This window comes from Delftia sp. NA_296.1 (assembly GCF_052692095.1).
In genome coordinates this window covers 83,991-104,855 of sequence record NZ_JBQZGF010000003.1, presented here as the reverse complement: position 1 = coordinate 104,855, position 20,865 = coordinate 83,991, and the positions used below count along the sequence as shown (strand labels likewise).

22 protein-coding genes are annotated in these 20,865 nt (G+C 66.2%); all 22 read right to left on the bottom strand.

Features of this window, described 5'->3' with window-relative positions; translation table 11 throughout:
- Positions 1-8: 8 nt before the first annotated feature.
- Entirely contained in the window at positions 9-419 is a 411-nt protein-coding gene (locus tag ACUTR7_RS08310; protein WP_207443856.1) for a hypothetical protein, read from the bottom strand.
- A 277-nt stretch (positions 420-696) separates the two neighbouring features.
- Positions 697-1,083 (bottom strand): Mor transcription activator family protein, encoded by a 387-nt coding sequence (locus ACUTR7_RS08305; protein ID WP_353180005.1) that lies wholly within the window; start codon positions 1,081-1,083, stop codon positions 697-699.
- Positions 1,084-1,128: 45 nt separating this feature from the next.
- On the bottom strand, positions 1,129-3,612 hold the full coding sequence (locus ACUTR7_RS08300) for a hypothetical protein (RefSeq protein WP_445608579.1): 2,484 nt from the start codon (positions 3,610-3,612) through the stop codon (positions 1,129-1,131).
- A 128-nt stretch (positions 3,613-3,740) separates the two neighbouring features.
- A complete protein-coding gene (locus ACUTR7_RS08295) occupies positions 3,741-4,793 on the bottom strand; it encodes a hypothetical protein (protein ID WP_445608578.1) in 1,053 nt (350 codons plus the stop codon).
- The gene (locus ACUTR7_RS08290; RefSeq protein ID WP_445608577.1) at positions 4,790-5,548 is read right to left on the bottom strand and encodes a phosphoadenosine phosphosulfate reductase family protein; all 759 of its coding nucleotides are present in this window, start codon (positions 5,546-5,548) and stop codon (positions 4,790-4,792) included. Before ACUTR7_RS08290 ends, ACUTR7_RS08295 begins: the two co-directional genes overlap by 4 nt.
- Positions 5,548-6,414 (bottom strand): hypothetical protein, encoded by an 867-nt coding sequence (locus ACUTR7_RS08285; RefSeq protein ID WP_445608576.1) that lies wholly within the window; start codon positions 6,412-6,414, stop codon positions 5,548-5,550. The genes ACUTR7_RS08290 and ACUTR7_RS08285 overlap by 1 nt, the downstream gene beginning before the upstream one ends.
- On the bottom strand, positions 6,392-6,832 hold the full coding sequence (locus tag ACUTR7_RS08280) for a GNAT family N-acetyltransferase (RefSeq protein WP_196248523.1): 441 nt from the start codon (positions 6,830-6,832) through the stop codon (positions 6,392-6,394). Before ACUTR7_RS08280 ends, ACUTR7_RS08285 begins: the two co-directional genes overlap by 23 nt.
- Positions 6,832-7,251: a tail fiber assembly protein gene (locus ACUTR7_RS08275; protein ID WP_445608575.1), complete on the bottom strand. Its 420-nt coding sequence runs from the start codon at positions 7,249-7,251 to the stop codon at positions 6,832-6,834. The genes ACUTR7_RS08280 and ACUTR7_RS08275 overlap by 1 nt, the downstream gene beginning before the upstream one ends.
- The gene (locus tag ACUTR7_RS08270; protein ID WP_445608574.1) at positions 7,248-9,164 is read right to left on the bottom strand and encodes a phage tail tip fiber protein; all 1,917 of its coding nucleotides are present in this window, start codon (positions 9,162-9,164) and stop codon (positions 7,248-7,250) included. The genes ACUTR7_RS08275 and ACUTR7_RS08270 overlap by 4 nt, the downstream gene beginning before the upstream one ends.
- Positions 9,161-11,740: a hypothetical protein gene (locus tag ACUTR7_RS08265; protein ID WP_445608573.1), complete on the bottom strand. Its 2,580-nt coding sequence runs from the start codon at positions 11,738-11,740 to the stop codon at positions 9,161-9,163. The genes ACUTR7_RS08270 and ACUTR7_RS08265 overlap by 4 nt, the downstream gene beginning before the upstream one ends.
- Positions 11,741-11,773: 33 nt before the next feature.
- Positions 11,774-12,064 carry a hypothetical protein gene (locus ACUTR7_RS08260; protein WP_445608572.1) on the bottom strand — a complete coding sequence of 97 codons (291 nt, stop codon included), beginning with the start codon at positions 12,062-12,064 and terminating at the stop codon, positions 11,774-11,776.
- Positions 12,065-12,108: 44 nt separating this feature from the next.
- Positions 12,109-13,347 carry a hypothetical protein gene (locus ACUTR7_RS08255; protein WP_445608571.1) on the bottom strand — a complete coding sequence of 413 codons (1,239 nt, stop codon included), beginning with the start codon at positions 13,345-13,347 and terminating at the stop codon, positions 12,109-12,111.
- 104 nt (positions 13,348-13,451) lie between these two features.
- Entirely contained in the window at positions 13,452-14,789 is a 1,338-nt protein-coding gene (locus ACUTR7_RS08250) for a hypothetical protein (protein WP_445608570.1), read from the bottom strand.
- A 2-nt stretch (positions 14,790-14,791) separates the two neighbouring features.
- Positions 14,792-15,838, bottom strand: a complete 1,047-nt coding sequence (locus ACUTR7_RS08245; protein ID WP_445608569.1) for a phage fiber-tail adaptor protein — start codon at positions 15,836-15,838, stop codon at positions 14,792-14,794.
- Positions 15,839-15,841: 3 nt separating this feature from the next.
- Positions 15,842-16,258: a phage tail fiber protein gene (locus tag ACUTR7_RS08240; protein ID WP_034398312.1), complete on the bottom strand. Its 417-nt coding sequence runs from the start codon at positions 16,256-16,258 to the stop codon at positions 15,842-15,844.
- 69 nt (positions 16,259-16,327) lie between these two features.
- Positions 16,328-16,960: a phage adaptor protein gene (locus tag ACUTR7_RS08235; RefSeq protein WP_445608568.1), complete on the bottom strand. Its 633-nt coding sequence runs from the start codon at positions 16,958-16,960 to the stop codon at positions 16,328-16,330.
- Positions 16,951-17,547: a hypothetical protein gene (locus tag ACUTR7_RS08230; protein ID WP_445608567.1), complete on the bottom strand. Its 597-nt coding sequence runs from the start codon at positions 17,545-17,547 to the stop codon at positions 16,951-16,953. The genes ACUTR7_RS08235 and ACUTR7_RS08230 overlap by 10 nt, the downstream gene beginning before the upstream one ends.
- A gap of 28 nt (positions 17,548-17,575) precedes the next feature.
- On the bottom strand, positions 17,576-17,959 hold the full coding sequence (locus tag ACUTR7_RS08225; protein ID WP_445608566.1) for a hypothetical protein: 384 nt from the start codon (positions 17,957-17,959) through the stop codon (positions 17,576-17,578).
- Positions 17,960-18,046: 87 nt separating this feature from the next.
- Positions 18,047-18,496 carry a hypothetical protein gene (locus ACUTR7_RS08220; protein ID WP_445608565.1) on the bottom strand — a complete coding sequence of 150 codons (450 nt, stop codon included), beginning with the start codon at positions 18,494-18,496 and terminating at the stop codon, positions 18,047-18,049.
- A 26-nt stretch (positions 18,497-18,522) separates the two neighbouring features.
- A complete protein-coding gene (locus ACUTR7_RS08215) occupies positions 18,523-19,638 on the bottom strand; it encodes a N4-gp56 family major capsid protein (RefSeq protein WP_445608564.1) in 1,116 nt (371 codons plus the stop codon).
- A gap of 60 nt (positions 19,639-19,698) precedes the next feature.
- Complete coding sequence (locus ACUTR7_RS08210; RefSeq protein WP_192368138.1) at positions 19,699-19,905, bottom strand: hypothetical protein; 207 nt, start codon at positions 19,903-19,905, stop codon at positions 19,699-19,701.
- An 8-nt stretch (positions 19,906-19,913) separates the two neighbouring features.
- Positions 19,914-20,843: a hypothetical protein gene (locus ACUTR7_RS08205; RefSeq protein WP_013803294.1), complete on the bottom strand. Its 930-nt coding sequence runs from the start codon at positions 20,841-20,843 to the stop codon at positions 19,914-19,916.
- Positions 20,844-20,865: the final 22 nt, after the last annotated feature.

Sequence of the window (20,865 nt, the reverse complement as noted above, 5' to 3'; positions counted from 1 at the left end):
GTAAGAAATCACGGCTGGCCGTCAAACAGGGCCGTGGTGGTGAATGCGGCCTCGTACCCCACGAGGCCTGGGTCGGGAAAAGCCGCCTCCTGGATGGAGACGAACTGGAAGGGGGTCCAGAAGCGGTCATCGACCGCTCCCGGCGACCAGTTGTGCAGTGCTTCGACCAAGGCCCCGAGTGCCTCGCCCAGCGCGGCGGCAGCCTGTGCGCCACGCGGCACCATCAGCGCGGCAACCCAGGTCGGCTGCAACTGCGCCGCGGTCCTCATGGCGGCCACCCCTGTGGCAGATGCCATGCGCACCTGCGCAGCAGGCACCGCCGAGCGGTCGACGGACTCGCTGGCTCCGCTCACGTGCCAGCCCCCGAAGGCCGGCAACGACTTGAGGCGGGAGGCCAGGATGGATTCGAGCTGAAGCATCAGGCGCGCGCTCTGGTGGCGGCCGTCTGGCTGCGGATACAACCGTCCGCTGCATCCGGCAAGCCTGCGACCGGGGCCGCAGTGTTGAAGGTGTTGTTTCTCGAGTGGGTGAACATAGGAAAAAGACCGCCTGTATCCTTGGGTTCCATTGCGCCCTGCTGGGCGTGTTCAGACAGTTTCTCTGTCCTCGCGTCTCATTTCCTGCCGACAAATGAGACTGTTTTCAAGCACATGCCAGGCGCAGCAGCGGTCGCCGTCCGCCGCTGCGCTGCACGGCTCAGCCCTCTACGGAAAGCGATGTCTCCGGAGGGGAAACACCGTTGCGAACCGAGTCTGACCGCTTGCCCAGGATGCGGTACAGCTGAGCCCGCTGGAGTCCATATTTGGTCTGCAACTGCTTGCGGTTGACCCCGTTGAATTCCTGGCGGATGGCTTCGTTGCGCTCCTTCTTGCTGGGCGCGGGCACGTAGATGGCGGCGCCGCGTGCGCCCATGCGCATGCCGCCATAGCGCTTTCGCAACCCGCGCAACATGGCCTGGGCAACGGACAAGGCCTGCGGGCCGCTCAGCCCAAGCTCCTGCTCGGCAATCTCCAGCAGCTCGCACTCCAGCAGCTGCGCCGCCGAGTCCTCGGGCGGGCTGACGGATTCAATGGATGTCGTCATGGTGTGCAACGCCCCGGGTCGGCGATTCCTGCCACGGGCCCCGCGTCACTGCCTGGAGCCCACATCGCCGGACTCGCCCTTGTCCATGCCGGTGCGGGCCTGCGCGTCCACCCTCTGCCGCTGCGCATCGGCTTCGGCGCGTGGCGCAGCGACGGCGGCGGGCAGGCCGTTGCCAGCAGGCTGCCCGCCCCGCCGCACCCAGTCGCGGGCCGGCAGGATGAAGTCCTCGATGATCCTGGCATCGGACATCGCCATGGGCCTGATGGACGGCAGTTGAGCCCGCAGCCGCGAGCGGACCGCCTCGACAGCCTTTCGAACGAACCCCGCCTGCGGCGACTGCTCGGCCATGGCCGCCAGCACATCCTGGGCGGCGGCACGCCGACCCTCCCGGCCCTCGGCCAGTCCGTGCTCCTGGACCTTCTCACGCACATCGCGCGGGCGCGCTGCGACGATCTGGTCGAGCACGGCATCCATCCCTGCGCCAAAGGCACCCTGAAGACCATGCTGGCCTAGCGCCTGCCGGTATACGACCCGTGCAACCTGGGCCGGCGTATGGCTTGCATTGGCAAGCAGGTGGACCTGACCATCAGCATAGAAACCGCGCGGCCCCTGCGTGCCGCCATCGGCCCCCGGTTCCCGGCCGGCATCACGCATTGCCTGCGCCAGGCGGGGCTCCTTCAGGTCGAACATGACGCGCACCGGAGGTCCCTTGGCCCATGAGGCACTAATGGCATCAGCCATCTCTTTCACCTTGCCCATGGAGGCATCAGGCGCCGGGCTTGCACTCTTGTCTGCATCCTGGCGCGAAGCTGGCTGTACCGCAGCAGGCGCTGTATCGGGTGCCGAGGCGCCATCGCCCGCACGGACCTTCACTGCAGCTGGCAACGCGGCGGGCAGTTCTCCATCCGGATGGGGCCGTTGCGCGGCAGCGGCAGGCGGCACGGAAGAGTCCTGTGCACCAGAAGCCTCATCCGCAGTAGGCGCCCCACTCCGCCGCACACCCGGGGCAGGTTGTATGGATGCCTTCTCGCTGCCCGGCACCGGTGCGCTGTCTTCAGCGACAGGGGCGGCGGGCGCATTCTCGTCGCCCGGTGCACGGACCGTGGCATCCTCCACGGACGCTGTGCGGTCAGCCGAGGCGTCCTTGCGTGCAGCCTGCACGGCTTTCCAGTCATCCTGCAGCAATTCCCAGGCAGGCGTACCCCTGCGCAGCCTGCCGATGTTCTCGCCGCGCTCGGACAAGAACTGCAGCCAATTGCGAGCCTGCACCGTGGCTGGGTCGAAGGCTGGCGCATCGCCGTCAGCGAAGGCATCGGCCGGCACTTGCCCGCGCTGCCTGGCGCCTTGCGGCTTCGCCTCGCCGTCGGCTCCACGGCCGGATTCTGCAGGCACCGTGCTGACGGCCTTGTCCGTTCTGGCAGGACCGGCGGAGATCTCCATGGAAGCCGGTCCTGCGTCCGCAGGTGCCGGCGATCCGGGATGCGACGGGGTTGCAGATTCCGGGCGGCTGACGGGGAGCGCTGCATCGCCGTCACTGCCCGCCTTACTCCTTTGCGCCTGATGGCGCCTGGCGGCGATAGCGGCTACGCCCGCAGGCGGCAGGCCGCTGACAGCGGCCTCCACCGCCGTGCGTCCGACATTGCGCGACAACGGCCGCCCATCGACCTCCCCAGCCTGGTGGTTTGTCGCCACCTGGGGCAGTACGTCATCGAGCTGCTTGCCCAGCATCGCTGATGCCAATGCTCCCGTCGCGGCATATCCCCTGCCCGCCAGGGCCCGCTCGATGCGGCGCTTGCCAGGCAGCAAGCCGGTCAAGCTGCCTATGGCAGCTGGCAACACCGACTTGCCGAGGGCGATCCGTACCGCCTCGTCTTCCGGGACGCTTTGCTTGCGCAGCGTGTCGCGGATCTCTTCGAAGGCCTTTCCACGGGCGCCTCCCGCATTCATCAGTGCCTCCGTGGCACCTGCCATGGTGGTGCCGGCCGCAGCCGCCAGGGCAGTGCTTCCTCCTGCGGCCAGCGTGGCGATCTGCCCCACCCTCGACGCGCCAAGGCCCGGGAGCACACTGGGCAGAATTGTGAAGATGAAGCGCGAGATCAGTACGGGGTCCGAGCTGTAGGCCCGCGCTGCCGCGATGGATTGTTCGATGATCGAATCCTGGTCCGCCGCGCTGATCACCTTTTCGGCTTCGGCCAGCTTGCGCTGCATCACGGGGCTTTGTGCCTTTCGCCAATGCTCGCCATTGCTGCGGAAAAAATCTGCGACACCGGATGAGGGCGAAAAAAGGTTGACAACGCTGCCCAAGGTTGTATTCACCCCTTCAGCGCTTTGCACGCCGGCATCTGCGATCGCCTCACCCCAGCTGCGCTCCTGGGGCTGTGCAGGCGGCTGGGCAGGCACGGGCCGGTAGCGTGCGCCGGCACCGATGCCGGTCACATCCATCCCGTCCAGCAATTCGAATGCCTCTGGCTCGTAGGCCCGGCCGCCCGGCTGGTCCAGTCTTTCGCGCTTGTACTTCTTGCTGCTCATCTGATCCCCTTTTGGCAAGAAGCACAGACTGGCAGGCTTGGCACGACAGGCAGCTGCGCCCGGGCTCCTGAAACGGCAAGGCCCGCTGAAGCGGGCCTTGGTGGCTGGATCCCAGGATCAGTGCTGCGCTACCTGGAGGCGCCATACGGCAAGCCGCTCGGGACGGTTTCTCGGCTCGGACGCAAGCTGCGTTGGAACTCGCCCTGGGAATACTGGTACAGCGCCGCCGGGCTGGCCATGGACTTGAGAAGTCCAAGAGCCTCGCCACTGTCCTTAAGAGTGACTGGCGCCGCCTCCCGGCCATTCAGGTCTGTGCGCTTGATCTGCAAAGCCCCTCCCTGTCCCGCCTCGATGCCGGAAATTTTGTAGCCACTGGGAACATAGCGGTTGTAGAGCTCCATCAGCGGGGCATAGTCGCCCACCGCCAGGCCAGCAGCGGCTTTGTCAGATGCCTCCTGACGCCTTTTTGTATCCATCTGGATTTTGATGTGCGACTGCGCCATCAAATCCTGGGTAGCCTGGTCCGCAGCCTTGAGATGCCCAGCCTGTGTCAGCGCCGCTATACGGCGCTGACTATGGGCAAGGCGGTCGTCCATCGTCGCTTCGCGTGACTTGCCGCTCTGGTCAATCAACGATGCCTGGAACTGCTTTCGTTGCTCGCCCTCGATGCGCCCCACTTCGTCATCCTGCTGCCATTGCTTCATCTCTCTAGCCTGGCGTTTGACATCGTGCGCCCCCAGCGTGAGCTGTTGGCGCATCTGCAGGCTGCGCTCAGGGTCCGTGCGGCCGATCACGTCGGCCATGGCCAGCATGCGCGTGCTGTCCTGCTGCTCGCGGCTCATGGAGCCGGCCGAGCGCTCGCCCATGAAGTCGGTCACGCCCTGCATGGCGATGGTCTTGGTGTCGCCCGCATCGTTGCGCGCGACATAGGCCTTCTGCGAGCCGTCAAAGTCGATCTTGTAGCCGTTGGCGGCCAGGCCTTCCAGCTCCTTGCCCTGGTCGGCGGTGTAGCCCGTGGACTCAACGGCTGTGGCACTGGCAATGCCTTTCAACGCCTCTTTCTGCGCGGCCTGGTCGCGCGCATCGTTCATTTGCTGACCGGCGCGATAGGCGTCAGCAATGCCCCGCGTAAATTGTTGGCCCTGTGCCAGGCCCGCAGCGAAACCACTTCCCAAATTCATTGTTCGCACTCCTTCAATTCGCTGTCCAACTCCTGCACCCGGCGCGCCAGTTCGGCGCGGATGGTCTGCAGACTCGCTCGGTACTGCCCCACCTTGTCGGGGTGCAGTTGCTTGAGATAGGCGGCCTTGCCGTCGTCCCACCATGCGCTGCAGTGCAGGCACTCGGGCGCGCTGATGGCGCGGAAGGTGTCGTAGACGGCATTGCGCGGGGCACCCACCGCCTGCAGGAACTGGAACACCTGGTCATGGCTCCAGTGCAGCAGCGGCAGCAAGACCTCGTAGGCATCGCCTGGGCCGCGCGCCGGCACCTGGCCCGTATCGGCCAGCTTGGTGCCGCGAATCACCACCTCGATGCCGTCGGCCAGCATGCGCTGGTGCATGGGCTGCATCAGGTTGGCCACGCAGCAGTCCATGCGGCCCACCAGCGGCGTGTCGCTCATGCCGTAGGCCTGGCCGATCCAGCTCGATTGCGCCGTGGTCACGTCGCTCGGGATGCCATGGGCTGCTTTCCAGGCGAGCACGTCCGTCTGCACGGTACGCAGATCTGGAACCCACGTGCGCACCTGGTCCAAAACCGCGCGTGTTTCCGGGATGGTGTCACCCGTGGACAGCCAGTAGACCGGCAGGCCCTGCTCCACCAGTGGATGCAGCAGGTACAGGCATGCCAGCGAGTCCTTGCCCCCACTGAACTGCAGCGCAGCGCGCCGGCCGGCAATCGCCTGGCCCACGCTGTCGGCAATGTCTGCGGCCCGCATCAGAAGAACATGGCCGCAGCAGACAGGCCCGCGCCCACGATGGCCCCCGTTCCGGCGCCGCTGGTGGCCTGGGACTGCTGATAGGCCTGGGACTGCTGCCCCCACATGTTGGCCGCGCTGTTGCCGGCATTGCCTGCCATGCCCGCCGCCTGGCCGTACCCTGAGTTCAGGCCAGCCAGGCCGGTGTTGGCGATGTTCTGACCCGAGGTGCCGTAGCCGGCCGTGGCAGCCGTCGTCTGCATGCCCATGGCGGGATAGCCGGCCAGCGCATTCGAGGCCCGATCCGTCAGCGCCCGCCCTTCCGCGCGTGCAGCGGTTCGGGCCGAGTTCTTTCCGGCGGCAGTGGCGAGTGCCTCGCTGGCAACCAAGGCATTGGACCCGGCGCCATACTTGCCATCGGCAGGGTTGACACCCATGCGGGCCATTTCCGCGCCCTGCGTGCGCTTGGCGCTTTCGTAGGCGTTGGAGACATCGGCAGCCGCCTGGCCCGCCAGCTCCTCGCGCTTGCCCTCCGTGTCGAAGGTGCGCGCTTCCTCCACCATGGTGTCCTGCAGGCCCGTCAGCTTGTCCCGGCGCCCCAGCGCATAGTCACGGTCGGCCTGCGACTGCTCCCAGGCCGTGCGCGAGGTGTCGAGCGCGAACTGCGTTTGCTCCTTCTGCAGCGGCGCCATGTCGTTCGCGTTGCCGATGATCTGCTGGATCATGTCGTCCTGGATGCCCAGGTTCTTCACCTGCGCTTCCACCAGCCGCGGATCGGGTGCTGGGGTCGAGGCGCCGCCACCCTCCAACGTCATGCCGCCCCCGGGCCGAGGTCGGAATGCCTGCTCGGGCAGGAAATCAAATTCAGTGCTGTGCCAGCGTGTCATGTTTCAGGTTTCCTCTCCAAAGGGTGCAGACCACCACATCGCCGCCGTCGCGCGCAGCGCCTGCCAGCACCGCTTCCTCCACGGCGCCCAGCCGGCGGGCCAGTGCACGCAGCCTGGTGTTGGAAGCGAGCACGTAGCCGCGCAGCGCATCGACCGCGCACACAGCGAACGGGTAGTCAAGAAACGCGCGCAGGAAGCGGCGCGATAGCGGGGCGTCGATGGCCACATGCGCCCACACGGTGCGGCCGTTGTGCTGCTCGAAGACGGCCCCGGCCACCAGCACCCCGCCGCGCTTCCAGCCGATGCCCACTGCGCCCTCGGTGCTCAACAGGCCAGGGATACGCATGCGCAGGAAGGCGTAGATGGCGGGGGTGTCGTAGTCCAGCATGCCGGCCAGAGTGGCAGGCTTGGCACGCATCAGGCCGGCGGCGTGGGCCACACGATGGTGAGCGGGTCCGGCTGGTCACTGATGTCACGCAGGGCCTGCCGGTAGGCCAGCCAAGGCGCCGGCACGGGCTCGCCCGTCTCCTGAGCGCGCAGCGTCACCCAGTCGCACGCGGCCAGGCGCCTGTCCCGCTCCGCACGCACGGCGGACCAAGCCTGCCCCAGGTCGATGACCCAGCCCCGGCTGGCCAGGTCGAAGCGGTGGAACGCGCTGGGCGCCGCCGGCACGGCCACCAGGCCACCGTCCCAATAGAAGGCATTCGGGTCCGGCACGGGATGCGGCACGCGGCGAAAGCTTCCATTCGCCCCGGGCAGATCCTTGAGGTGACGGCACGGCGCGCTGCCCGAGCGCAGGATGCGGCCGGCGCCGTCGATCTGGATGAAGTGGATCATCGGCGCCCTCCTGTGGCGATGATGTTGGACAGAAAGACCGTGACTGTCTCCCCGGGGCCGGCCCGCGCCATGAGCCGGTATGAGGTCCAGCCGGACGGCGGGCTGCTGTCGAAGCAGCTGTTGTGCGCCGAAGTCCGGTAGCCGTTGGGCATCGACGTGCCGGTGTACTGCAGGCCGATCTCGCCCCGGTAAATGGTGAGGCTCAGGCTGCCGTTGCTGTTCACGGGCATGGCATTGACCAGGGCGATGACCACCACGCCGGAGCCGCCAGCGGCGTTGTTCACCCAGGCCGAACACAGCTCAACCTCTCTATCGCCGTAGATCGTGGTCATGCCGCCTGCGCCGCTGGCCATGGACGTGACCGAGCCGCCCGCGATCTGCAGCGTGCCAATGGCCGCCTGGCCGATGTAGGCCGTGCCGATGGCCGCCGTGTCCATGAACACACCGATGTTGTTGGACGTGATGCGCTGCAGCCGGTTGATGAAGTCGCTGGTGTTCATCGTCGTGCCGTCCGGAAACGCCACGGTGTCGCCGATGCGGGCCTTGTCCTTGGTGGCCAGTGGCCCCAGGCCGTTGACCTGGGCGGCCTTGAGATTGCGCAGCCATTGCGCATCCAGGCCGTTCGCGTCCAGGATGACGTTGCCCGCGTTGTCGCGCACGGTGAGGCCGCGCGTATCCACCTTGCGCGCCGCCACCGTGCCGTCCACCAGCAGATCGCCGTTGAGCACGGCGGCCGGGATCAGCCAGGCCGTGCCCATCCAGTGGCGCGTCTGCGTGAAGCCGGCCCCGTTGCTGATGGTCACGGCATCGCCCACGATCAGGTGGTTGGTGTTGGGCGCGCTGCCGCTGTTGCCCAGGGCCTGCCAGACGGCCTGGCGCGCGGTGGCATCGCTCCAGAAGCTGCCGCTGGCCGCCAGCTGCACCGAGCCGCGCAGCCCATCCACGAGCTTCTTGCCCAGCCCATCGATGCGCATGTTTCCCTTGAGGTAGACGTTGCGCTGCAGGTAGATGCCATCGCCATCCACGCCGAACACCACGTCTTCGGGCCGCGGCGTGCTCATCTGGCCGGCGTTGTAGCTGGGGGAGACGATGGCGAACTTGTCGGCCATGATGATGAAGGCGCTGGAAGTCTTGCCGTTGACCTCCTCGGCCGCGATGCCGTAGCCGGCAAGGGCCCCGCCGGCCTGCACCTTGAGCGTGTACTGCGCGCGCAGGCCCTCGCTGTAGCCCGCCAGCACCGTCATCTCCTGCTCGAGCATGGCGCGGCCCGGTTTGCCGTCCTGGTAGTAGTTACCCAGGGAGGCCTGCAGCTGCAGCACGTTGGTGGCCATGGCCCGCTGGCCGTCCGCGAAAGCCGCCTGTGTGGCGCGCAGGCCTGCGCTGGCGTTGCGCAGGCTGGCAGTGACCTCGCGCACGGCCATGGCCAGGCTGCGCTCGTTGCTCTGCACCACGGTCTGCAGCTCGCGCACCTCGGCGCCGCGCTTGGCGGCCTCGTCGGCGATGGAGCGCAGCAGCTCGTCGCGTATCTCCTGCGCCAGGTGGTCGAAGCGGCTGGGGTCGTCCAGGGTCTTGGCCAGGCTCTTGAACAGGCGCGATTCGATGATGGATTGGGCGAAGCGCTCCACGGCCACCGTGGCCGACAGCCCGCCGCCCAGGTCGATGACGATCTCGCCCTCACCCGGTGTCTTGTCCGTGGCCAGCAGCTGGGTGACGCCCTGCACGGAGCCCTGCAGGTCCAGCAGCTCGCGCAAGGTGACGCCGCGCTCAAATTCGTTGCCCCGGCCGCCGGCCCGCACCTCCAGGTGCTCGGTCACGGCCTGCATCCAGTTGGACAGGGCCTTGTCCTGGACGTTGACCCGGGCCAGGGCCGGCAGGCGGGCCGCGCCCGTGTCGATTTTCTTGCGGTTGGTCATACGCTGCGCAGCTCCTCGGTGGTCGAGCACAGCACCACGCTGGTGACGCGGGCTGCGCCCTCGATCTCCACCTGGTGCTCCAGCCAGCGCCCGGGCGGCAGGCGCTGCGGCTGCAGGTCGGTGAACTGGGCCGTGTGCTGCAGCTGGCCGTCGCCCCACAGGCGCAGGGTGATCGGGTGTTGGGCGTCCTGCAGGCCGTAGACCTTGGCCCAGGCCAGCGGCAGCTGCTGGCCCTGGGTGGCCAGGCCTGTGCGCCAGCGCGCCGTGCGCAGGGCATCGCCCGTGAAACATTCCAGGATGTCCTGGCCGCGCGCCACGTACATGAGGTCGTTGAAACGGTCCACCCAGACAGCCGTCACGCCCGCGCCGCCCAGGTCGGTATGGCCCAGCTTGGCCCCGTCCTGCGCGCTGAACGCCAGGCAGCCGCCGCCCGCGCCGGCATAGAACAGGTAGTAGACGCCCTCATGCTCGGCCGCGAACATGCTGGACGGCTGCATGCGCTGCCAGTCCTGGCGCGCGATCAGCTGCCGAGTCACCACCTGCACGCCGCCCGGGCTGGCCAGGCACAGGCCATCGGGCGAGGCATAGAGCACGCCGCCCTGCACGGGCACGATGGAGCGGCGCGCGCTGCACGACTGGTTGCTGTCCAGCTTGATGGCCGACATCTGCGCCGAGTGCGCGCCCGTCACGAAGTACGGATTGCCGGCCGTGCCCACGAACAGGGTCTGGTCGAACACGGCCATGCCCACGATGGGCCATTCGGTCGTGACCTGGTAGTCCACGGGCCAGGCGTAGGGCACGTAGGGCTCGCAGAAGGCCACGGTGTTGTCGATGAAGCCGGCCATGATGCCGTTGGGCATGCCCGTGAGCCCGCGCAGGTAGGGATTGGCGCCCACGCTGGGCTTGTTGTCGCCCTCGTACTGACTGTCCATGCGGTACGGCGGCGCGGCCCAGGTGAACTGGGGCTGCAGGCTGTCCAGCTCCTCGCCCTTCTTGTCATCGAGGAAGCTGGCCACAGATATCTGCAGTTCCTGCACCAGCTGCCAGGCCGCCGCTGCGGCCGAGGCGTTGCTGCGATAGATGCGCCACTTCACAACGTGGCGCGCGGCATGCTGCTCGCCCGTCATGGCCTGGGGCCGCTGGATGGTCACGGTGTCATTCTGGTCCACCTCCAGCATGTCGGAGATGGGCGACGGCTCGGACTCCTCGCCCCAGTCGGTCACAAAGGCCACGACGTAAAAGCGCGAGTCCACCACGCGCTCCACGGTCTTGCCGGCCAGGTCGGCCACGCCGCCCAGCTGGTTCAGCCAGGTGCCGATCACGGCCGTGTCGCCCGTGGCCGCGATGTACTGGCTGGCCAGCTGGGTCTGGATGCTGGACACCAGAGTGGCGCAGCGCTGCTGGATCTCCACCAGGCGCGCGTTGAAGCTGCTGGCCTGGGCCGAGGCATCCGACTTGCTGTCGGTGTAGGCATCCTGTGCCTTGAAGAAGTTTTCCAGCTTGAGCCGGTACTGCACCCAGTCGGGGTGCTCGATGGCGTTGTTGTCCGCGTCAAAGTGGTACTGGGCCACGCTGGGCTCGGTCGGCTTGGTGGGCGCCGTGCCCGCGCCGGCCCAGGACTTGGACAGGGCCAGGTCCGCGAATTCCTTGAGCAGCTTGTCCAACTCGCTGCGCCAGTTGGTGCATTTGCTGCCGGGCGCCACCGAGGCCTCCACCAGGTCGGCCAGCTTGGCTGCCTGGTCGGCCGTGAGCACGGTTTCGCCAGAGCGCTCGCCGGCCGTGTCCGGAAACTCGTGCCGCTGCAGCGCCTCCACCAGCGCGGGCCTGCGGAAGGGATAGCTGTACGGCATGGCGGCCACCGGCACGGCCCAGCCGCTGGCCGTGCTGATGGCCCCGAGCCGCGTGGTGTCCATCTCGCAGGCCTTGGCGCGGGCGGCCGAGACCACGGCATAGAGATTCCCAGCCCAGGCGCCGGCCCCTACGGCGGTAGACAGGGACAGCCCGTAGTTGGATGTGGCGCCGGCATAAGCCTTGCCATTGGCATCCCAGCGGATCGCCTCCTGGTGGCCCTCGTGCTGGATCACCGTGGCCAGCAGGTCCGCGCGCACCAGCTCGGCGAAGTCGCCATACAGCCAGGTCTTGGCCTCCTCGGTCGTGAACTCGTCCACCACCTGCAGCGTGACCGTGGGCTTGACCGGGCGCACCACGCCCAGCAGCCGGTCGTTGCCGCGCACGTCCAGCGCACGCGGCGCCGCGCTGCCGTCGTTGGTGGTCTGGTAGGTGCGCTCGGTGGCCTCATCGTTGATCTGGCCCTTGACCAGGGACAGCTCCTGCACCCAGGAGCGGATGGGCGCGGCCGGGTTCTGCTGCACGGCGCCGCTGGCATCTCGCGCGAAGCGGTGCAGCGTGCGCGTGCCGGCCAGGCAAGCCGAGTGGCGCCGGTCGGTGGCCAGCGGCCAGAACTCGGAGCTGGGCAGGAAGAGATTGAAATGCTCCCGGGCGAAGTTCGCGCCCAGCGCGCGATCGGACACGCTGGGCGCCTCGCCCGGGAATGCGGACAGCTTGTAGGTGGTCATGCCCGCTACCCTGGCAGGCTTGGCACCAACGTCCTACGCCGTCAGGGCTGGCACCTGGCCCGCGAGGATCTGCGCCGCACGCTCCTCGCTGTCCAGCAGACCGTAGGCGCCCATCATGTTGATGAAGGTGACGGTGCGCGGATCGCTCAGGGCCACGCTGGTGCTGTCGCGGTAGGTGGCAATCCCTGTGCGCACGTCGGCACGCTGGTCGATGGAAAGATCCTTGATCTTGGTATTGAAGGTCGCAAATTCCTGCACATCGAAGTTGTCCAGGATGCGCTGTTCACTCAAGGTCAGCAAGGCGCGAAATTGGCCCGGGGTCAAATCAGGCTGCGGTTGTGGCATATTGAAGAAAATCAGATTATTCATTAATTCACTCGCAGGAACATCGCAGTATCAACATTCGGCTTGTTGACCAATGGCAGCCCGACATACGAAGGAATTTTGTAAAACGCGCGATCTCCCCCGTTGCTTTGACAGACGACAGCCAAATCTCGCCCCAATGTAACCCCTGCCCCAGTATAAATACCCCCAGTGCCATAGCCAGTTGCACTAACAGTACCGCCCAATATACGAGATATAGCATAGGTAAGTATGCCTACCTGTATTCCTTGCCGGCCTAAATACTCAATACAATAGTTCCGAGGTAACTTTAATAAAACACCCCAATCACCCCAGGCAAATGGCTCCAGTGGCATGCTTGTATTTATATATGTATCACCTGCAGAACTAACAATTGGAGGGCTATAAGATGCAACCATATTCAGATCGGCATCATAGATCTTCACATCTATGGAATACTGATACGTACTGCTTACCTGATAAAAATTATTCGCATAGACCAACCACAATTTCTGTTCTTCGTCCCACAACATATTCATGGCAGGCCAATTGCATATTTTCACGGGAGCAGAAAATGTGGAAGTGGCAGGCGAGAAAATAAATGCGTAGGTTCCGGTCCAAGTTGAGCTAACCGAACTGGCAAAACTGGACCTGTTAAATATCGCATACAGGTTTTTTCCATTGCCAAAAACGCCACAAAGCGAATAACTCGTATTTTCAAGCCCCGTAGCGGGCAAGCTCATGGGTGTCAACACGCTTCCGCTGGAACTCAAGCGATATAGGTGCGTGTTGCTGGCGGCGGCCTGATTTAGCACCAGAGCTGCCCGCGTCATCCAAAATTCCCCGTTCACATAATCAAGCCGGCAATGATAGGTCGTTGAGCCTCCCAGCGCCGCTTGAGCAGGAGTAAGGGTTCCTGCCCAAGATAAAAATGCATCTGTGGACCGAACAACCGTTCCATCCTTTGCCATCGCCAACCACACTCCATTCCGATCCGTAGCCAATGACCACGCATATCCGGAAGCGGCCGCCAATTTCCCGCGAATAATCCAGCTATCACCACGATCCAGAGACACATAAATGGTGCTGTCATAGGCCACCGCTACAATCGTGGACTCCCCATCTGTAGCCATATCCCCAATAGCCACTGACCCGATCGGAGTGGTTCTTTGCCCAATATGGCCCAATGGCTTCAAATGACTGGGCATTTTTGGAAAGGAGCTGGCCAAAGCCAAAGATCCAGACCGCAAATAGGTTTTCCCCATGGTTTCCTGTACCCCCCACGAGTTTGTCACATCGGGGAGAGCATGGATACTCCCAATCGGCGGAAGGCTGTTCACTCCCATCAAATCACTCAGACTCTGATTCATTATTCCATCTCCCATCGGCCAATCTGCACACAACGAAAACTCAACTCACCGGGCAAATTGAAATCGGCATCCAGGCCGACATTCATGCCCATCAGCAAATCGGCGCCTTGCGGATTGATCGTCAATTTGTTGGTCCCAAAACTCTTGCTGTGGTCCCGCACCCCGAAACGCAGGTCCACGGCCGAGGCCGCAGGCGCAAGCAGCGTCACCGGGCCTGCCGCCGTGTTGACGCGCGTGATCTGGCCCACGGGCAAGGCCGCGCCGTTGTTCGCTGGCGTGAGCACGGCGGTATTCGAGGACAGGCCCGCGCCATCGGCAGCCGGCCCCAGGCGCTGCCACTTGCCCCCGCTGCCGTCATCGAACCAGGCGTATTCGATCCAAGCGCGGCTGTCCGAGGTGTTGACCCAGGTGTCACCCGGCGCGCCACCGGTTGGCTCCGCATTGGCGAAGGTCCGCAGCTTGAGCCGGCCATCGAGCGCACCCTGCAGGCCCGCCACCGTGCTGATGGCCTGCGTGCCCGTGTGCGTGCTTCGGTCGCGCAGCTGGACATCCGTGGCGTTCTTGGTGGCCTGCGCGGCCACGCCGTCCAGCTTGGCTTTCTCTGCGCTGGTGAAGTCCTCGGTGGACAGGCCCTTGCCCGCCACCTTGTCCACCTTGTTGGCCAGGGCCGCCTGCTGCGCGGTGCTCACGGGCTTGTCCGCGTCGGCTGTGTTGTCCACGTTGGGCAGGCCCACCATGGACTTGCTGATGCCCGACACCGTGCCGGTGAACGTGGGGTTCTCCTTGGGCGCGCGCGCATCGAGGGCGGCCTGCAGACCCGTGATGGTGCTGATCGCCTGGGCGCCGGTATGCGTGGTCCGGTCGCGCAGCTGCGCGTCCGTGGCGTTCCTGGTGGCCTGGGCGGCGATGCCCTCCAGCTTTGCCTTCTCGGCGTTGGTGAAGTCATTGGCGCTCAGGCCTTTGCCGTCTTCGCGGTCCACCTTCACGCCCATGCCGCCGGCTGTCAAGCGCAGCTCCAGCAGATCGCCGGCCACATAGGCGCGCGGCGCCGTGCCTTCCTGGCCGCGCAAGACCGTGAGCCGGCATTCACCGATGACCGAGTTGTCCACGGCCGTGATGTGCAGGACCTCGTAGTCCGACTCCAGCGAACCGCTGCGCTTGTAGGCTGTCAGCACATACCAGGAGCCCGGCTCCGGGTTGCGCAGCAGGCCGGCCGCGCCATCGGACACGCGCAGCACACCATAGTCCAGCTCGGTGGCAGGGGCGCCGGTCTGCGGCGCCGCGCGCACGTCGGCGATGAACTGCGTCTGGAAGTTGTTGAGGAACAGCTGCGGCATTTCTATTTTTCCTTGATGGGCACGATCAGCTCCACCTCCTTGGTGCGGCCGTCGTTGGTCGTGGCGGCCACGCTGATCTGGTACTTCTGGCCATCGGCGCCGCCCGCGTAGATCCAGACCTTCACGCGCTGGCCCACGAAGGCATAGGACGGCGGCATGGGCATGGCCGGCCGCACCTTGAGCTCGACGGAAACAATCTCGTCGCCTGGCGGAAACCAGTCAGCAAACTCGATGTCGTAGTCCTGCGTGTCAGCAGGCTGCATGGGGGACGCACGGAACATGCTCTGCCCTTGGTCGGTAACGTAGAAGGTGGTCATTCCTGCGGGCACGAGGAAGGTTCGGGATTCGGGCGCTGCCTCATCGAAGGGCAGGCGCCTGTGCACAGCCGGGTCGATGTCGATAAAGGCCACGCCCTGGGCCGCGAGCGGCGCGCGCACCAGGCGGTGCGGATCGACGGCGCCGCGCGCCAGGCCCTGGGTCAGCACAGCCAGCCGCGCCTCGACGCGGCCCTGGGTCACGATGAAGGCCTGGCCCTTGCCGTCCACAGGCGAGCGCAGCCAGCGGCGCACGTAGATCTGCCCATCCGCCTTGCCGCGCGCCGCCGGCGCCGACTGGACAGGGCCGCGACGCAGCAGGTGCGTCTGGGGGGCGAACTGTGCCTGTGTGACGGTCGCCACGGGACTGCGTGCCAGCACATGGGCATTGACGGTGGCCCGGGCCGTGGCCTTGGCCACCACGCGCCCGTAGACCGGCGGCAGCGTGACCTTGAGGACCGCGCGGCCGGTGGCGGCCAGCAGGCTGCGGACGTGAATCCGGCCCAGCACGCCCTCCACGGCCGCCCGCGCCACGGAGTCCGCCGAGAGCTTGGCGTGCACACGGCCCAGCGGGCCTGTCAGTGCAGCAGCGGGGGCCGAGTGCACCACGGCATAGGCGAGCACGCGCCCGCCCACTCGGACGCGGGCATAGCCCTTGGCGTCCACGCGGATGCGCACCACGGGGTCGGCTGACCGGCCGTTGAGTGCGAACCCGTTGAGAGTCCCCCGGTTCATGGCTTACAGCAGCTGCAGCGTGAAGTCGCCCGTCAGCGCCTGGCTGTCCACCACGAACACGTCGTTGATCTGCAGCGTGCGCGGCGACGGCAGCGGCTCGGAATACATGAGCGTGGCCGTGCCATCGGTGGCCGAGTCACCCTCCATGATCCCGATGTGCGTGACCGTGACCTGGGCGCCTGTGACGGGCGGGAACTCCGCGCGCACGGCGTTGTAGGTGGCGCCGTTGTTGGGCGCGGCAAAGGCGCCCGTGGCCACGCGCTGATACCACGGTGCGGCCACCTCGGTGCCGGCGGTGAAGGCGTCGGTAGGGTCGGCCGTGAACAGGGCGAAGTAGGCGTTGCGGATGGCCGGGAAGGCCTGCTTGCGCAGCGTGGCGCTGATGATCGCGTTGGCGAGGGATGTGCTGAAACCAGCCATGACGGCTCCTATGGCTTCGAGCACTCCAGCGCCCCGATTGAAGATGCCCGCCAGGATGGCAGGCTTGGTTCACTTCTGGGCCACGGCCGTAGTGGCCGCAGCCTGGGCCTGAATGCCCAGCCCCTCGTTGTAGAGGGCGCGGTGCGCCGCCGCGATGGTGGCGTTGCCACCGAACTCGGCGTCGATGGACCAGGCCCGGAACAGCACGAAGTGCCGCAGAGCGTCCATCCAGCGCTCGGGCACGCTGGGCGTCCCGTTCTCGTCGGCCAGGTCCACAGCCGCGACACCCACCATGGCGCGCACCTTGGTGCCGGCGGCCACGGGCGGGTAGACCAGGAATTCCTGCGGCGTGCCCAGGTCGTGCATGTAGTGCTGCACCTCGCGACCCGGGGAGCCCGAGCGCCAGGCGCCGGCCACGGCGTCCAGCACCCACAGGTCGGTCTTGGTGATGCGCCGCTGCGTGGCGTTGGCGTTGTTGGTGATGTCGATCAGCGTGAGCACGTCGGCCGGCAGCTCCTGCCGCCAGCCGGGGGCCAGCACCAGGTCGCGCGCCTGGGCCATCTGGTCGGGCCGCTGCTCGGCGAAGGCGCGCTGCGCGGCGTTGAACCAGTCCAGCAGATCCGCGCGGGTCCAGCGGATGTGCCCCTTGTCCTGCAGGTCGCGCGCTGCATCGTCCAGCAGCTGGGCCACGGTTAAAGCCATGATGCCCTCCCCCGCGAGCCGCGGCTGGTATTGGAGCGCCACACGTCGGCCGTGGCGTCATCCATGGCGCGCTGGAAGAACGCCAGGGCCACGCCGGCCTGGTCGGGCTTGTAGTAGTCCGTGCCCTCGGTGGCCAGCAGCTCGGCCTTGGCGCCCTCGCGGATCGCCTCATGGTAGAGCGAGGCCACCTCGTCGGGCACGCTGTTGCCGCGCAGGGATGGCATCAGCGAGGCGTAGACCTGCAGGCGGCCGGCACTGCCGGTGCGCATCGTGAACTCGCGCAGGTTGGTCGTGACCAGGTAGGCCCGGCCGCGCAACTCGTGCTGCCAGGGATCGGCCGGAAGGTCGCGCGCCTTCGCCACCTCCAGCGGGCGCCCAGCCAGCGTGGCGCGCTCCAAGCGCAGCAGCTCTGCGCCCTGGGGCAGCTCGAAGGTGTATTCGGCGAAGGCCTCGCCAGTCACGTCCGTGGGCTCCAGCCATTCCTGCCAGGCGCGCGTTGCCTTGAGATAGGTGCGCGCGGCGCGGTTCAACGCCAGGTGAATGAGCGGTACCGGCGCCTTGGGGGCAGCCAGTACCAGCTCAGGCATCCAGTTCTCCCAGCTGGCCATGGTGCGATCAGCCGGTCACGTTGGAAGCGCGCGAGGCCTTGCGCACACGGCCGGTGGGAGTGGAGTCGGACTCCTGGGGCATACCTGTGCCGCCGTCCAGGTTGTCCTCATCGTCCGGGCCCACGCCGGGCGAGAAGGTGCCGCGCGAGGATGGAGCCTTGCCGTCCAGGGCCGCGCGGCGGGCTTCGCGCTCGGCGGCCAGGCGCTGGAATTTCTGCTCGGCGTCGAACTCCTCCTCGGTCTGGAAGGTGCCAGCGCGCAGGTGTTCGGCATGAGCCTCGTTCTCGACCTCGCAGGCCAGCGGCTTGCCCTCGAAAATATAGGTGGCGCCCTTGAGGCGCACGATCAGGGTTCCGTCCTTGCGTGCGGGCAGCGAAGTGAACAGCTTCATGGTGATGGTTCTCCGGGGTTCAAAAAGCCCCGGCGGCCGATGCCACCGGGGAAAGCCCCTTGCGGGGGCGCACACATGAGCGCGCTGTCAGGCGTTCGTGTAGATCAGGTCCAGCGTGAACAGGCCGGCAGCCGTGCCTGCGCCCGAAACCTTGAGGATGATGCGTCGGTCTTCATCCTTGGTTGCGAGTTTGGCGAAGGCCGCTGGCACGAGGTGCGCGTAACCACCGGCTGCACCCACATCGTTGTCCGTCACCCAGGCGCCGCCGCCGTCGTCGGCCGCTGTGCTGATGTCGCCAGCCGCATCCGCCAGGCCAATGGAGGCCTTGAAGCCCGCGCCCAGGGCAGCAGGCACGCGGATGTACAGCGACACGGGCAGCATGCCGGCGGGCAGGATGCCGATGACGCCACGGGTACCCACTGCCTGGTCTGCCACTGCCAGGGGCTGGCCGAAGCGCGAGCGCACCAGCTCGGAGCCGCCGGGGGTGATGGGGGCCTGATGGCCTGCGGCCACGGCACTGAGTTGCTTGAAAGCCATGAATGACTCCTTTCGTTCGGTGGGGATCAGCGCGAAGCAGCGGCCGTGTCGATGCCGTAGACGCCGTGATCCTGCTTCTCGCCCTCGATCTCGAAGACCGACTTCTTGACGCCGAAGATGGACGACGTGGTGATCACGACCTGGTTGCCGTTGTCGCGGGTTTCCTCATGCCAGCCGTAGCGCATGCCCGTGCCCGGCGAGCCGAACGCCATCACGCCGGCCTGCGCACCCATGAACAGCGCGCGCGCCGTTTCCAGGTCGCCCGTGGCGCCGTGGGTGTTGTGGCGAATCACGTTGCGGTGCGAGTGCAGCACCACGTTGCGGTACATGCCCAGCGCGCTCTTGAACAGCGGCGACTTGAAGCCCACCGCAGCGGCTGCAGCCTTTTGCAGTTCCAGCCAGCCGCCCGTGCCGGTTTCCTTGCGCAGGTCGTCTTCCTGGAAGGTGTGCATGACCATGACGAACACTTCCTCGCCATCGACCACGCAGGGCTGCATGACGGGGATGTTGGTGGCGCCGCCGCCTTGGCTGTCTGCGCGCACGCGGGCACGGTCCACCACAGCCAGCGACATCTTGTCGGTGGCATCCAGGTTGGCCACCGCAGTGGCATCGCCGCCGAACAGGTGCTGGTTGGGCGTAGGCGCCGTCAGCGGGTTCTTGGCACGGCCCTGGTAGCTCAGCGGCAGGATGAAGTTGGCATTGACGCCGCGCGAGCCCGACAGGTAGGTGAAGGTCAGCTCATCCTGGAAACGGCCCCACCAGTTGGCCTGCTGCTGCTTGGCGCGCATGCGCAGATCGTGCAGCGTGCGCTTGCGCGACATGCGGCCGCCCGTGTTGACGCCCCCGCGCGCCTGGTCGATGTACAGCTCATCAGTATAGAAACGCTGCCCTTCTTCCTTGCCCTCCAGCACATCGTCGCCCTCGACGGGTGCCATGCGCAGCTCGGCCAGCAGGTCATAGCTGACCAGGTCACCGGCTTCGGATTCCAGATCCGTCAGCAGTTGGATTGGCGTCTTGGCGCCCTGGCCCACGGCCGCGAAGCGCTTGCCGAAGTACGAGGCTTGAGAGACATCGAGAGCCAGGTCGCCGGAAAAGCGCTTGACCGCGCGGGGGCTGTTCACGCCCACCACTGTTTTGCCCATAGGAGTGCTCCTGTGTGGTAGCGAGCACTCCAGCGCCCCGGTTGAAAAATGGTTCAGCCCTCAAGATGGCAGGCTTGGTACGGGCCGCGAGGCAGCTGCGATCTTTCGCACGCAGGTATCCGGCGCCGCCGCGATCACCATGCGCGCGGCCTGCCCCTTCTTGTATTCCAGCTGGATGCGGACGCCGCCCACCTCCAGCACATCCCCCGTGCGCAGCTCGATGAAGATGCGGCGCACGCCGGGCGTCGATGCTGCAGCCTGTGCCATGGGGCCCTTCACACCGAGCGCAGGAACTGCGCACGCTTTTCTTCGGACAGGCGGCCCAGCGCGCGCTCGTAGTCCAGGCCGGTGAGCTTGTCCAGCTCGGCGAACTCGTCGCCCGCGGGATCGGCATCGCCCGCGCCGCCGGGCACGTCGGCCAGGTTGGTGACTATGTCGGACGGATCGGCCCGGCGCCGCATGTCCACGGACTTTTTGGTGGTGGGGATTCCATGCAGGGCCAGAACACGCCTGTGCGCTTCCTCCAGAAACCAGCGAAAAGGCCTGTGCTGGTTGGCGGGAGCTGCCCCAAGTGCCTTGACGAAAGCGTCCAGGTCAGCCTGTTTTTCCAAGTCCGCGTGGTAGTTCACGCGACCCAGTTCAGGCATTTTTGCAGCGTCATCCAGGAACGTGTGGATGGAGTGGGTCCATGCATCCATTTCAGACTGCTGGCGCATTTCCGCAGAGACGGTGGCACGCGTTTTCACATCGCGTAGCTGGTCACGCTCATCTTGCAGCCTGTCCAGTTCAGCCTCCATTTCCGAGTGGTCCAGATCACCGTCGTTGAACCTGCGGCGGACTTCGGCCATGGCAGATTTGTTGGCCCAGACCTGGTCCTGGTAATCCAAGGGCAGATCCACCCTGTAGCCAGATGGCAACGGCTTAGAGGATCCCCCGGCGCCGTGGCGTTCGGCATTGTGGTCTGTTTCGGGCGAATGGCTCGTTGACGCTTCCTCCCCGGCTTTCAGCGTGGATGCTGGCGCGTCATCACTGTCACGGCCATCGGCTTGCCCCATTGGTTCATCTTCGGGGCTCCCATCGAGACTGCCACGGCCCAACGCAGCAAGTGCTGCCGCATTGTCCTCGCTGGGGTCATAGTCGTCTTCCTGCAACGTGGCGCGCTCGGCTTCGGACAGAAGGCGCAGTTGGTCGTCTTGATTGGTCATGGTTGGCAGTTCCTGATGTGCG